Genomic DNA, 13,483 nt, shown 5'->3' with positions numbered 1-13,483 from the left:
CCACCATGGGTTTCAAATGCGGTATCGTCGGCCTGCCGAATGTCGGCAAGTCGACCCTCTTCAACGCGCTGACGCAGACGGCGGCCGCCCAGGCGGCGAACTACCCGTTCTGCACGATCGAGCCCAATGTCGGCGACGTCGCGGTGCCTGATCCCCGGCTGGAGAAGCTCGCCGCCATCGCGGGCTCCAAGGAGATCATCCCGACGCGGCTGACCTTCGTCGACATCGCCGGCCTCGTCCGCGGCGCCTCCAAGGGCGAAGGCCTCGGCAACCAGTTCCTCGCCAATATCCGCGAATGCGACGCCATCGCCCATGTCGTGCGCTGCTTCGAGGATGGCGACATCACCCATGTCGAGGGCAAGGTCGCGCCGATCAACGATATCGAGATCATCGAGACCGAGCTGATGCTCGCAGACCTCGAAAGCCTCGAGAAGCGCGTCCTGCCGCTGGAGAAGAAGGCCAAGACCGGCGACAAGGATGCCAAGGAACTCGCCGAACTGATGAACCGCTGCCTCGTGCTGCTGCGCGACGGCAAGCCGGCCCGTCTGGTTCAGGTCGCAGCCGACGAGCGCAAGATGTTCGAGACGCTCGGCCTGCTCTCCTCCAAGCCCGTGCTCTATGTCTGCAATGTCGAGGAGGCGAGCGCCGACAAGGGCAACGCCTTCTCCGAGGCCGTGAAGGCCCGCGCCGCTGAAGAGAATGCGGTCGCCGTCGTCGTCTCCGCCAAGATCGAGAGCGAGATCGCGGTGCTGCCGGCTGACGACCAGAAGGACTATCTCGAGGCCGTCGGCCTGGAGGAGCCCGGCCTCAACCGCGTCATCCGCGCCGGCTACGCCCTGCTCCACCTCGTCACCTATTTCACGGTCGGCCCCAAGGAGGCCCGCGCCTGGACGATCGAGAAGGGCACCAAGGGCCCCGCCGCCGCCGGCGTGATCCACAGCGACTTCGAGAAGGGCTATATCCGCGCCGAGACGATCGCCTATGACGATTACATCGCCCACAAGGGCGAGAGCGGCGCGCGCGAGGCCGGCAAGTTCCGGCTGGAAGGCAAGGAATACGTCGTCGCCGATGGCGACGTGCTGCATTTCCGCTTCGCCAACTGAGCGGGCGCCGGCGGCGATGCTCTATTTCGAGGACTTCATCGTCGGCGAGACGGTGCCGACAGGCAGCCTTGCCGTCTCGGAAGACGACATCGTCGCCTTCGCCTCGCGCTTCGATGCGCAGGATTTCCACATCGATGCCGAGAAGGCGAAGGCGAGCTTCGTCGGCACGCTGATCGCCTCGGGCTGGCACAGCTGCTCGCTGCTGATGCGGCTGATGGCGCAGAGCTTCCTGCTCAACTCCTCAGGGATGGGCGCGCCCGGCATCGAGGAGGTGAAATGGCTGCGCCCGGTCCAGCCGGGCGACGTGCTGCACGGCCGCCGTACCGTCACCGAGATCAAGCCCTCGCGCTCGCGCCCGGAGATGGGCCTCGTGCGCTTCAAGCTCGAACTGCTGAACCAGCGCGACGAGCCGGTGCTGGAGCAGGCCAACTGGATCATGTTCGGCCGCCGCGGCGTCGCCGCCCTGCAGCCGGCGGGCGACTGGCTCGCCCATCCGCCGCTCTACGTCCCGCCCCCCTCGCCCGCCCCGATCGAGCCTCCGGCCGAGCCGACGCCGGCAGCGCGCTTCTTCGAGGACATCGCGATCGGCGACCGCTTCGAGCTCGGCAGCACCGTCTTCACGGCTGACGAGATCGTCGCCTTCGCCCGCGCCTTCGATCCGCAGCCCTTTCACATGGACGAGGCGGCGGCGGCAGCCTCCTCCTTCGGCCGGCTCGCCGCCTCGGGCTGGCACACGGCCTCCGTCTGGATGGCGACCATGGTCACCCATCGCCGCCGCCAGCTTGCCGCTTTTGGGGAGGGCCGCGCGCCGCGGCTGGGGCCCTCGCCCGGCTTTAAGAACCTGCGCTGGACGCGGCCGGTCTTCGCCGGAGACCGCATCACCTACCATTCCGAGGTCACCGACAAGCGCGCCAGCACCTCGCGCCCGCAATGGGGCCTGTTCTTCCACCACAACACCGGCGTGAACCAGAACGGCGAGGAGGTCTTCTGCTTCGACGGCTGCGTCTTCGTCGAGCGCAAGCCAGTCTGAAGCCGCCGTCCTGCTTTCCCCGACGAACCCCATCGCGGCCGTGACGCTTCTGTGAGCCCGGCGCAGCCTGTAGGGAGGGTGCGCGAGGTGGCCGCAGAGCCGCCCGCGAGACATCTCCGGGAGGAGCGCATCATGGCGGCAGCCCGCATCTTCAGCACGGCCCAGATGGCGGCGCGCGCCCGCAAGCGCCTGCCGCGGGCGGTCTACGACTTCATCGAGGGCGGCGCCGGCGCCGAACAGGCGGTCACCCGCAACCGGGCGCGCTTCAGCGAGATCGCCCTGATGCCGCAGGCCCTGCGCGACTGCGCCGCCGCGCACACACAGGTCACGCTCTTCGGCCGCCGCTATGCCGCGCCCTTCGGCGTCGCGCCCATGGGCTTCGCCGATCTCGTATGCCCCGGCACGGACCGCGCTCTCGCCGCGGCGGCCAGGGCACAGAACATCCCCTATGTCCTGTCCACCGCAGCCACGACCTCGATCGAGACCATCGCCGGCATCGCCCAGGACAATCTCTGGTTCCAGCTCTATCCGGGCGCCGACGAGACCATCGCCGCCGGCCTGATGCAGCGGGCGCTCAAGGCCGGCGTGACGACGCTCGTCGTCACCATCGACATCCCTGTGCCCGCACGGCGCGTGCGCGACCTCACCAACGGCCTCGCCATTCCGCTGAAGCCCTCGCTCGCCACCATTCTGGACGTTGCGCGCCATCCCGGCTGGCTCTGGCGGGCCGCGCGCGGCGAGCGGCCGGGCATGGCGAACTTCGTCGAGAACAAGGGGTCGCTGAGCGGCCTCGCCCATGCCGAATTCGTCGCCCGCCAGCTCTCCTGCCCCGGCCTCGACTGGGCTCGCATCGAAGCGATCCGAAAGGCCTGGCCGCATCATCTCGTCATCAAGGGCATCCTCAACCCGCAGGATGCGCTGATGGCCGAGCGCATCGGCGCCGACGGGATCGTCGTCTCCAACCATGGCGGGCGCCAGCTCGATTCCGCCCCGTCCTCGATCGAGGTGCTGCCGCGCATCCGCGAGGCCTGCGGCGACCGGCTTGCTCTGATTCTCGACAGCGGCGTGCGCTCGGGTGACGACATCGCCCGCAGCCTCGCCTCGGGTGCGGATTTCGTCCTGCTGGGCCGACCCTTCCTGTTTGCCGTCGCTGCGCTCGGGCTGTCCGAAGGCCCAAGGGCGATCATCGAGATTCTGCGGGCGGAACTCCTCAACACGCAGATCCATCTCGGCTGCGCCGATCCGACCGAACTCGGCAGCGACCATCTCTGGCCCAGGCAGGGAGCCAACCGATGACCATCGCGATCATGGGGGCCGGCGGCGTCGGCTGCTATTACGGGGCGATGCTGGCGCGTGCCGGCCATGGCGTGACGCTGATTGCCCGGCCCTCGCATGTCCAAGCGATCGAGCGGCACGGCCTCGTCTTCGAGGCGCGGGGGACGATGGAGACGCTTCTAGTCACGGCCACGACCGAACCCACCGGCGTCGCGGGCGCCGCGATCGTCCTGTTCTGCGTGAAGTCGGGCGATACCGAAGAGGCGGGCCGCGCGATGGCGCCGCATCTCGCCGCGAATGCGACGATCCTCAGCCTGCAGAACGGCGTCGACAATGCGCAGCGCCTGCAGGAGGTGCTCGGCCGCCCGGTGATCCCGGCCGCGGTCTATGTCGCCGTCGAGATGCCTGGCCCCGGCCATGTCCGCCATCACGGGCGCGGCGAACTCATCATCGGCCCCGGCGCAACCAGCGCCGCCATCGCCGAGAGCTTCGGCCAGGCCGGCATCCCCACCGAGGTCTCGGACAACGTCATCGGCGCGCTCTGGACCAAGCTGGTCGTCAACTGCGCCTACAACGCCCTCTCCGCCATTCCGCAACTGCCCTATGGCCGAATGATCGCCGTCGCGGGCGTGCGAGACAGCATGGCGGACATCGTCGCCGAATGCCGCGCGGTGGCGCAGGCCGCCGGTATCGCCATCGGCCCCGAGATCCTCGACACCGTCCTGGCGCTCGCCCCGGCCATGCCGGCGCAGTCCTCCTCGACAGCGCAGGACCTCGCCCGCGGCAAGCGCACCGAGATCGACCATCTCAACGGCTATGTCGTGCGGACCGGCGAGCGTCTCGGCGTCCCCACGCCCGCCAACCGCCTGCTGACGGTCATGGTCAAGCTGATGGAAGACAGCGCCCGCATCTGAGGCGGGACGTCGCGCATGGCCGGACGGTCATGCGCCCGCATTCGTTGTCGCCTGCGCTCGCGCCATGCCAAGCTGCCCTTACGCCAGATACGGCGCCATAAGAAACGACGGCAGGAAACGACACCCATGAAGCGCAGATTGTTCTTGAAGGGCGCCGGCCTCGGCGCTGCGGCCGGAATCGCGTCTCCGGCGATCGCCCAGAGCACGCCGACCGTGACCTGGCGCCTGGCATCGAGCTACCCGAAGTCGCTGGAGACGCTCTACGGCGCCTGCACGCATCTGTCGGAAGCAGTCTCCGCCGTCACCGACGGCAAGTTCAAGATTCAGGTCTTCGCGGCGGGCGAGATCGTGCCCGCTCTCCAGGTGGCCGACGCCGTGACCAACGGCACCGTCGAGATGGGCCATTCCGGCTCCTATTTCTACATCGGCAAGGACACCGCCTTCGCCTTCGGCACGGTCATTCCCTGGGGCCCCAACAGCCGCCAGATGCAGGCCTGGCTGTTCCATGCTGGCGGGCTCGAGCTGCTCAACGAGTTCTACGCGAAGTTCAACATCTACAACCTGCCGGCCGGCAACACCGGCGCGCAGATGGGCGGCTGGTTCCGCAAGGAGATCAAGTCGGCGGCCGATCTCCAGGGCCTGAAGATGCGCATCGGCGGTCTCGGCGGAAACGTGCTGCAGAAGATGGGCGTGGTGCCGCAGCAGCTCGGCGCCGGCGACATCTATCCGGCGCTGGAGCGCGGCGTTCTCGACGCGGTCGAGTTCGTCGGCCCCTATGACGACGAGAAGCTCGGCTTCGCCCGCGTCGCGCCCTATTACTACTATCCCGGCTTCTGGGACGGCTGCGCGGAACTGAGCTTCTTCATCAATCTGGAGAAGTGGAACAGCCTGCCCCCGACCTATCAGCGGGTGCTCAAGACCTGCGCGATGGCCTCCGGCCACGACATGCAGGCGAAATACGACGCCCTCAACCCGCCGGCCCTGAAGCGGCTGATCGCCGGCGGCGCGCAGCTGCGCCCGCTGCCCAACGACATCCTGCGGGCGAGCTACAAGCACACCAAGGATCTCTACGCCGAGATGTCGGCCGCCAACCCGGCCTTCAAGAAGATCTACGACCACCTCTGGGCCTTCCAGCAGGACAGCACGCGCTACTGGCAGATCTCTGACCTCTCCTTCGACCTGATGTCGGCGACGGCGCTGCAGCAGCGCTGGCAGGACGGCTGATCGCGGCTACGTTCCGGAGGCGTCCCCAGCGGGCGCCTCCGACCAGCCCGTTTCAGACCGCGATCGCCATGCCGTCCCGCTGCGGGTCGGCACCGCCCGACCAGCCGGCGCCTTCCGCCTTCACCCCATGCGGCGCGCCGAAGGCAAAGGACTGATAGGAGCGCGCGACCGCGTAGCCCATCGCCTGCAGCTCGTCGGTGACACCGCGCTGCACGCGGTTGGAGACGTCGATCGTGTCGCTCAGGCAGACGATGCGCGGCGCCGCCACCGCATCGGCCATGCTCATCCCGAAATCGACGACATTGCTCAGCGCCTGCGCGATGGCAGGCACGATGAAGGTGCCGCCCGGCGCCCCCATCGCGATCACCGGCCGCTCGCCCTCGAACACGATCGTCGGCGCCATGGCGCTGCCGCGCGCCTTGCCGGGCGCGATCGAGGCGGCGCGGCCCGGCCGCGGATCAAAGCCGCTCATCGTGCCGTTGTACATGAAGCCTAGCCCCGGCGTGATCGCGCCAGAGGGCTGGCCGAGCGTATGCGTGATCGTGACCGCATTACCCTCCTCGTCCATCACGCAGCAGACGGTGGTGTCGGGCGGGTCCTTGGCCAGTTCCGAGCGCGGCACGCGGGCCTTCTCGCCCGCCCGGATGCGGGCTGCGAGCCCGGCGGCATAGGCCGGCGAGAGCAGCCGGTCGAGCGGCACGTCGACGAAGTCTGGGTCGCCCATATGAGCGTCCTTGTCGATCGTCATCCACTTCATCGCCTCGGCGAGGATGCGGATATGCTCAGGCCCGTTATGCGGCAGGCTCGCGAGATCGAACCCCTCCAGTATCTGCAGCAGCTCGATCAGCGAGGCGCCGCCCGCCGCCGGCGGATTGCCCGAGATGCGAAGGCCGCGATAGGCGCCCCAGATCGGCGCCTTCTCCCGCACGCGATAAGCCGCCAGATCCTCCAGCGTAATCAGCCCGCCGCTGGCCGCCATGTCGGCGGCGATCTCCCGCGCGATCTCGCCCGTGTAGAAGGCCTGCGCGCCGCCGGCCGCGATCCGCTCCAGCGTCCGCGCCAGATCGGGATTGGCGACGACGTCGCCAGGGCGCTTCAGGCTGCCATCGGGATGGAAATAGATCGCCCGGCCGGTCTCGCTCAGCCGCAGCTTGTCTTCCGTGTTGACCTGCCCGGTCGCGCGCTGGTCGATCGCCCAGTAGTAATGGACGTAAGGGCGCACCACGAAGCCCTCGCGCGCCTGGCGGATGGCCGGCGCGACCACCTCAGGCAGCTCCATCGTCCCGAAGCGCGAGAGCGCCTCGCAATAGCCCGCGACATTGCCCGGCGCGCCGGCCGCAAGATGACCGAGCTCGTTGGTATGGTCGCTCATCAGGAAGACGAAGCCGTCGCGCGTCTGCCCGACGAAGCGGTCGGCCCACATCTCGGCGGTCGCCGACAGCGGCGCCCGCGCCAGGAACTCCAGCACGGTGTGGATGCCGCGCCTGGGCATGCAGATCTGCATCGCCCCGAAGCCGCCGATCCCGCACATCTGCGGATCGACGACGCCCTGGCTGAAGGCGCAGGCGATGGCGGCATCGACAGCATTGCCGCCACGCCTGAGGATATCGGCACCCACCTCGGCGGCCTCAGGCTGGGCCGCCACGATCATTCCGCGCATGGGGTGTCCTTTCAGCGATTCAAACTGTGTTGGACCCAAGCCCTCATCCTGAGGAGCCGCGCAGCGGCGTCTCGAAGGATGCTCCAGGAGGCTATCAAAACTGTCTGGAGCATCCTTCGAGACGCGCTCGTGCCGAGCGCTCCTCAGGATGAGGGCTGAGGGTGAGCAGCAGCCGCCTCAGTTCAGCTCGTTCTTGAAGAACTGCCCGCCGCGCATGATCGCCCGCAATGCGCGGCCGTCGTTCTGGAAGAGCTGCGGATCGGACAGCGGGTCGCCGTCCACCACGAGCAGGTCGGCATAAGCGCCCGGCACCAGCGCGCCGATCTCGCCCTCCATCCGGCAGAGCTTCGCGGCTGTGGTGGTCGCCGACTGCATCACCTCCTGCATCGGCAGAACGCGCGAGCGCAGCTCGAATTCCATCGTCTGGTATTTCTGGAGCTGGCCGAGCAGATCCGAGCCGTAGCCCATCGGCAGCCCCGCCTCACGCATGATCGAGAGCGATTCCATGCCGCCCTTGCGCACGGTCTCGATCTTGGCCGCCGATTCCGGCCGCAGCCCGAAGTTCGATCCCTCTAGCGCCAGCCCCTCATAGGCGGCGAGCGTCGGCACCGCGAAGGCCCCGGCCGCAGCCGCCTTCCGCGCCGTCTCCGCCTGGATCAGATTGCAATGCTCGAGCGAATGCACGCCGCATTCGACCGCCCGCGCGATCGCCTTGTCGGTGTAGAGATGGGCGGCGACATAGGTGCCGGCATTCTCCGCCTCCTCGACCGCGGCGCGGATCTCGTCCTTCGAGAAGCCGAGCGCATGGATGGGATCGTTGGGCGAGGCGACGCCGCCATTGGCCATGATCTTGACGAAGGTCGCCCCGGCCCGGAGCTGCTCGCGAGCGGCGAGGCGGACGGCGTCGACGCCGTCGCAGAGCTGGCCTACCTGCCCCAGTCGCCCCGTATAGAGCGGGCGCGTCTCGGAGCGGTCGCGCGGGTCGGAATGGCCGCCGGTCTGGCTCAGCGCCTTGCCGCAGATGATCAGCCGCGGCCCGGCGATTAGCCCCTCCTCGATCGCCAAAACGAGCCCGAGATCGGCTCCGCCGAGATCGCGCACCGTGGTGAAGCCGCGCATCAGCATGGCGTTCATCACCCTTCCCGCCCGCAGCGCCACCAGCGAGGACGGCGTCATCGCATTGGCGACGCCGTTCACCACCGCCGAGACGACATGGACATGCATGTCGATCAGGCCCGGCATCAGGGTGCGCCCGCGCAGATCGATCCGCGTCGCGCTCGCCGCCGTGATCGGCCGGTCCGAGACTTCGCGGATGCGGTCGCCCTCGACCAGAACCTCGACGCCGTCGAGCAACCGGTCCTTCTCCGGATCGAGGAAGCGACCGCCGGTGAACAGGGTCAGACTCATCGGGCATCTCCGGGCGGATTGGGCGGCAAGGCGGCGCGCGGGCCGCCCTGCCTGGCAGGCTGGAGCGCAAGGTTCCACAGAAGCCAACCCCAGGCAATTGCATATTGGCGATTTTATCCAATTGACAGATGATGCCCTTCCCGGTCTGCTAAAGAGGCTTTCATGAGAGAGGATCCCGCTTGTCCGCACCGCCGGAAACAGCCGCTGCCATGCCCAGGGGCGCCATACCGGGCAGCCCCGGGACGGTCGCGGCCCTGACGGCGGTGACGCGGCTGCTGGTGATCGTCGGCATCGCGCTGATGCTGATCCCGCTGCTGATGACGGCCTATATGAGCCTCTTCGCCGATGGCGTGGTGACCTTCCCGCCCAGCGGCTACACGCTCTCCTGGTATGGCCGCCTCGCCGAATTCCCGAAATTCGGCCAGTCGCTCTCAACCAGCCTGCGGGTGGCCGCCATGGCGACGCTCTGCAGCCTGCTGATCGGCGTGCCCGCCAGCATCGCGCTCGTCCGCTACAGCTTCCCCGGCCGCAGCATTCTCAACGTCCTGCTGCTCTCGCCCTTGACGGTGCCGGGCGTCGTCATCGGGCTCGGCCTCTATGTCCTGATGGTCGACATCGAGATCCGCACCCAGTTCCCGCTGATCGGCTCGGACTGGGTCCTGATCCTCGCCCATCTGCTGATCACGACACCCTGGGTGGTCCGGCTCTGCGTCGCCAATCTCGTCCAACTCGACCGCTCGATCGAGGAGGCCGCCGCCAATCTCGGCGCCTCGCCCGGCCGCGTGCTCTGGAGCGTCACCTTGCCCATGATGCGCCAGGGCATCATCGCCGCCGCGCTCTTCGCCTTCATCGTCTCCTTCGAGAACATCGAGATGACGCTGTTCCTGATCAGCCCCGGCATGATCACCTTCCCGATCTCGGTGCTGCAGTATCTCGAATACCGCTTCGATCCCCTCGTCGCCTCGGTCGTCGTCGTGCAGACGGCGGTGATCGCGGCGCTGCTGCTGGCGATCGACCGCTACGTCAAGCTGAGCAAGGTCGTCTGATGAGTCAGGTCCTTCTATGAGCCAGGTCCTTCCATGAGCAACGCCTCCCATCTCCGCATCGAGGGTCTGACCAAGCTCTACGGCGCCACGGCCGCCGTCGAGGACGTCAATCTCGACGTGGCCCAGGGCGAGATGCTGGTCCTGCTCGGCCCCTCCGGCTGCGGCAAGACGACGACGCTGCGCCTCGTCGCCGGCTTCGTCGCCGCCACGCGCGGGCGCATCCTGGTCGAGGGCAAGGACTACGCTGCCCTGCCGCCCTATCAGCGCGAGATGGGCATGGTCTTCCAGAGCTATGCGCTCTTTCCCCATCTGACGGTCGCGCAGAACGTCACCTTCGGCCTGCGCATGCGCAAATTGCCCAAGGCCGAGATCGACACCCGGCTCGAGCAGACCCTCGACATGGTCAAGCTGACGACAATGGCCGACCGCTACCCCCGCCAGCTCTCGGGCGGCCAGCAGCAGCGCGTGGCGCTGGCGCGCGCGCTCGCCATCCGCCCCAAGGTGCTGCTGCTCGACGAGCCGCTTTCCAATCTCGACGCCAATCTGCGCCAGTCCGTTGCCCGCGAAATCCGCCAGCTCCAACGCCAGGCGGGCCTGACGGCGCTGATGGTGACTCATGACCAGGACGAGGCCATGACCATGGCCGACCGGCTGGTGCTGATGAACGAGGGCAGGGTCCAGCAGGTCGGCACGCAGGAGGAGCTCTACGAGCAGCCGCTCAACCCCTTCGTCGCCCGCTTCATCGGCCACAGCAATCTCGTCGCCGGCGATCTGGTCGAGGCCGATACGTTCCGTTTGCCCGGCGGCGCGGTGATGAAGCTCGCCCGCCGCTACACCCAGCGCGGCCCGCACACACTGGCGCTGCGGCCCGAGCGCGTGCGCCTGCACGGCGAGGGAGACGTCGCCCCCCTGCGCGCGAATGCGACGGTCGACGACGCGACCTATGTCGGCGGCCATGTCGATTATCTCCTCGCCTTCGAGGGCGGCGCGAGCCTCGCTTTGCACGAGCCCACAGGCGCGACCGGCGGCACGCGCCGTGCCCGGGGCGAGCGCGTTGCCCTCACCTGGGACGCCCAGAACGAGCGCCTTTTCGATCCCAACGGCGCGATCGTGACTGCCGCCGACGCCTGAACCGCGACGACCGAACGACGACCAGAAACGAGGGAGCCACCACGATGACGGACCTGTTCACCCCCAATCGACGCCGTATCCTGACGCTCGCCGCCGGCGCGGCCGCCACGCCGATCTTCGCCCCCGCCGTGCTGCGCGCGCAGGAGCCCGGCCGCTGCGTGCTCAGCACCTGGGGCGGCGACTACGCCAAGCTCCTGACCCAGAACATCGAGGAGCCGCTGCTCAAGCCTAAGGGCATCGAGGTCGTCCAGGACGCCGGCACCGAGCCGACCCGCGTCGCCAAGTCGATCGCCCAGCGCCGCCTGCCGCGCGGCAGCGTCGACGTCATCTGCGTGCAGGCGCCCGCCGCCTACGACCTCGAGGATTCCGGCATGCTAGAGCCCCTCGACGAGGGCAAGATTCCCAACCTGAAATTCGTCCAGCCGGCTTTCGCCACGCCCTATTCGATCCCGCACATCTACAGCCCGCAGGTGATCGCCTACAGCCCCGAGCGGGTGAAGACGCCGCCGAAGACCTTCGACGAAATGGCGGCCTATGGCGGCAAGGTCGGCATCCTCGACAACAGCTATATCTGGGTGGCGATGGCGGCCGCGCTCAAGCAGCAGGGCGACCCCGGCAAGATCGCCGAGGTCAAGGGCACGCTCGAAAAGCTGATCAAGGCCGGCGCCAAGGCCTACACCTCGACCGAGGCCTTCGCCCCCGCGATCAAGTCGGGCGAAATCGATGTCGGCCTGGTCTGGCATGCCCGCGTGCTGTTCTGGACCAAGGGCGGCGTCGAGATGAAGTCGTCCTTCCCGGCCGAGGGCTGCCTGACCTATGTCTCCAGCATGTGCGTGCTGAAGAACGCGCCCAACAAGGCGGCCGCCTTCGCCTATATCAACGCCGCGCTCGACCCGCGCGCCCAGCGCGGCTTCGCCGACAGCATGGGCTACCACCCGACCATCACCAACGCGGCGCTGGAAGGCGAGGTCGCCACGCGTCTCGCCTTGCCCGACGGGGCCAAGCTCATGCCGGCGCCCTACCCCCAGCTCAGTGCTGTCCGCGACGACATGAACGACTGGTGGCGTCGCCTGCTGGATCGGCGCTGAGATGAGTGCGCGCCGGCCCGAGGGGCTCACCGCTTCGCTGCTCATCGGGCCGGCGACCATGGTCGTCATGCTGTCGCTCGTGCTGCCGCTGGCGCTGCTCGCCCGCTACAGCCTGAACAAATACGACCGCCGCACCTTCATGATCGAGGCCTTCACGCCGGAGAACTACCTCCGCTTCGTGACCGACCCGTTCTACACCGGCGTGCTCTGGACGACCTTCAGCATCGCCATCGTCACGACCCTGCTCTGCCTGATCTTGGGCTTCCCGATCGCCTACAAGCTCGCCCGCTCGCAGAGCCGCTGGAAGTCGATCGGCGTGCTGCTGATCATCCTGCCGCTCTTCATCGGCTCGACGGTGCGCGCGCTCGGCTGGATGGGCGTGCTCGGTCGCGGCGGCATCGTCGATGCGCTCTACGGCGCGCTCGGCGGTTCCGGCATTTCGCTGCTCTACACCTCGTTTGCCGTGGGCATCGGCATCCTCTCGATCAACCTGCCCTACATGATCCTGACGCTGCAGAGCGTGATCGAGGGCATCGATGCGCGTCTGGAGGAAGCGGCCGACAGCCTCGGCGCCGATCCGACGCGACGGTTCTGGCATGTCGTGCTGCCGCTGGCTCTGCCCGGCATCGGCACCGGCGGCATCCTCGTCTTCATCCTGGCGATGAACGCCTATGCCACGCCCTTCCTGCTCGGCGGCGCCCGCTTCCAGATGATGGCGCCGATGCTGTATCGGGAGTTCGCCGTGAACAACAACTGGCCCTTCGCAGCGGCGATCGCCTTCATCCTGATGCTGACGACGCTGTCGCTGACGGCGGTGTCCGGGCTTTTGGTCCAGCGCCGCTACAAGGCCCAGTGAAACCGGAATTCCGCATGGTCGCTATCCTCGCCCCCCTCTCGCAAAGGCCGCTGCCCCGCCAGACCGTCACCGGAGCGACGGTCGCCGAGCTGCGCCGCCGCATCCTGTCGGGTGCCGTCGCCGCCGGCGAAGCGCTGCGGCAGGACGCGCTGGCGCGCGAGTTCGGCATCAGCCGCATCCCGCTGCGCGAGGCCTTCCACCAGCTTGCGGCGGAGGGGCTGGTGACGCTTCATCCGCATCGCGGCGCGGTGGTGACGGCACTCTCGGCCGCCGACATCGCCGAGCTCTTCGACCTGCGCGCCATGCTGGAACCGGACCTGATCCGCCGCGCCGTGCCCCGGCTGAACGCCGCCGATTTCGAGCGCGCCGAGACCATCCTGGCCGAGTATGCCGCGGCCATCGGCCGGAGCGACCTCGAGGCCTATGGCGAGCTCAACCGCGAATATCACCTCTCGCTCTACCGGGCCTCGGGCCGTGGCCAGACGCTCGAACTCGTCCGGGTGCTGCTCGCAAACACCGACCGCTACACCCGCGTCCAGCTTTCCATGTCGGAGGGCGCCACCGCCCGCGCCAAGCGCGAGCACGCCGCGCTGCTCGATCTCTGCCGGGCCGGCGATGCTGACGGAGCCGCGCGCCTGACGCATGACCACGTCATGGCCGTGCGTGAAGACCTGCTCCACCTGCTGCAGACCGAAGAACCCGCCCTGACCCATGCCCCCGCGGCCTGAACTGCACCTTTCCAGCTTTCA

The 13,483-nt window shown here is 68.2% G+C and carries 12 protein-coding genes; 10 read left to right on the top strand and 2 right to left on the bottom strand.

Going from position 1 to position 13,483, the window contains the following annotated elements; all coding sequences use genetic code 11:
• The first annotated feature begins 5 nt into the window (after nucleotides 1-5).
• The 5 genes from ychF to ABIE41_RS11275 all read left to right on the top strand — a co-directional run bounded on the left by ychF (nucleotide 6) and on the right by ABIE41_RS11275 (nucleotide 5,546).
• Nucleotides 6-1,103: a redox-regulated ATPase YchF gene (gene ychF / locus ABIE41_RS11295; protein WP_192644551.1), complete on the top strand. Its 1,098-nt coding sequence runs from the start codon at nucleotides 6-8 to the stop codon at nucleotides 1,101-1,103.
• Between the two features lie 16 nt (nucleotides 1,104-1,119).
• Entirely contained in the window at nucleotides 1,120-2,133 is a 1,014-nt protein-coding gene (locus tag ABIE41_RS11290) for a MaoC family dehydratase (protein ID WP_192644550.1), read from the top strand.
• 132 nt (nucleotides 2,134-2,265) lie between these two features.
• The gene (locus ABIE41_RS11285; protein ID WP_192644549.1) at nucleotides 2,266-3,429 is read left to right on the top strand and encodes an alpha-hydroxy acid oxidase; all 1,164 of its coding nucleotides are present in this window, start codon (nucleotides 2,266-2,268) and stop codon (nucleotides 3,427-3,429) included.
• Nucleotides 3,426-4,322 carry a ketopantoate reductase family protein gene (locus tag ABIE41_RS11280; RefSeq protein ID WP_192644548.1) on the top strand — a complete coding sequence of 299 codons (897 nt, stop codon included), beginning with the start codon at nucleotides 3,426-3,428 and terminating at the stop codon, nucleotides 4,320-4,322. The genes ABIE41_RS11285 and ABIE41_RS11280 overlap by 4 nt, the downstream gene beginning before the upstream one ends.
• 126 nt (nucleotides 4,323-4,448) lie before the next feature.
• Nucleotides 4,449-5,546 (top strand): TRAP transporter substrate-binding protein, encoded by a 1,098-nt coding sequence (locus ABIE41_RS11275; protein WP_192644547.1) that lies wholly within the window; start codon nucleotides 4,449-4,451, stop codon nucleotides 5,544-5,546.
• A 52-nt stretch (nucleotides 5,547-5,598) separates the two neighbouring features.
• On the opposite strand, the gene ggt is transcribed toward ABIE41_RS11275, so the two are convergent.
• Together ggt and ABIE41_RS11265 are read right to left on the bottom strand one after the other, a co-directional pair.
• Nucleotides 5,599-7,206 carry a gamma-glutamyltransferase gene (ggt, locus tag ABIE41_RS11270; RefSeq protein WP_192644546.1) on the bottom strand — a complete coding sequence of 536 codons (1,608 nt, stop codon included), beginning with the start codon at nucleotides 7,204-7,206 and terminating at the stop codon, nucleotides 5,599-5,601.
• Between the two features lie 177 nt (nucleotides 7,207-7,383).
• Nucleotides 7,384-8,613 carry a metal-dependent hydrolase family protein gene (locus ABIE41_RS11265; RefSeq protein WP_192644545.1) on the bottom strand — a complete coding sequence of 410 codons (1,230 nt, stop codon included), beginning with the start codon at nucleotides 8,611-8,613 and terminating at the stop codon, nucleotides 7,384-7,386.
• Between the two features lie 209 nt (nucleotides 8,614-8,822).
• On the opposite strand from ABIE41_RS11265, the gene ABIE41_RS11260 reads away from it, so the two are divergent.
• Genes ABIE41_RS11260 through ABIE41_RS11240 form a run of 5 tightly spaced genes read left to right on the top strand, consistent with a single transcriptional unit; the run spans nucleotide 8,823 to nucleotide 13,462 of the window.
• A complete protein-coding gene (locus tag ABIE41_RS11260) occupies nucleotides 8,823-9,659 on the top strand; it encodes an ABC transporter permease (protein ID WP_192644544.1) in 837 nt (278 codons plus the stop codon).
• A gap of 33 nt (nucleotides 9,660-9,692) precedes the next feature.
• Nucleotides 9,693-10,790: an ABC transporter ATP-binding protein gene (locus ABIE41_RS11255; RefSeq protein WP_192644543.1), complete on the top strand. Its 1,098-nt coding sequence runs from the start codon at nucleotides 9,693-9,695 to the stop codon at nucleotides 10,788-10,790.
• 44 nt (nucleotides 10,791-10,834) lie between these two features.
• Nucleotides 10,835-11,878 carry an extracellular solute-binding protein gene (locus ABIE41_RS11250; RefSeq protein ID WP_192644542.1) on the top strand — a complete coding sequence of 348 codons (1,044 nt, stop codon included), beginning with the start codon at nucleotides 10,835-10,837 and terminating at the stop codon, nucleotides 11,876-11,878.
• Nucleotide 11,879: 1 nt separating this feature from the next.
• A complete protein-coding gene (locus ABIE41_RS11245; RefSeq protein ID WP_192644541.1) occupies nucleotides 11,880-12,734 on the top strand; it encodes an ABC transporter permease in 855 nt (284 codons plus the stop codon).
• A gap of 14 nt (nucleotides 12,735-12,748) precedes the next feature.
• Complete coding sequence (locus ABIE41_RS11240) at nucleotides 12,749-13,462, top strand: GntR family transcriptional regulator (RefSeq protein ID WP_192644540.1); 714 nt, start codon at nucleotides 12,749-12,751, stop codon at nucleotides 13,460-13,462.
• Nucleotides 13,463-13,483 lie beyond the last annotated feature (21 nt).

Origin of the sequence: Bosea sp. OAE506 (assembly GCF_040546595.1) — a bacterium.
In the GTDB taxonomy this organism is placed as follows: Bacteria; Pseudomonadota; Alphaproteobacteria; order Rhizobiales; family Beijerinckiaceae; genus Allobosea.
The sequence above is the reverse complement of the archived record's forward strand: the minus strand, read 5'-3'. Positions and strand labels throughout refer to the sequence as shown.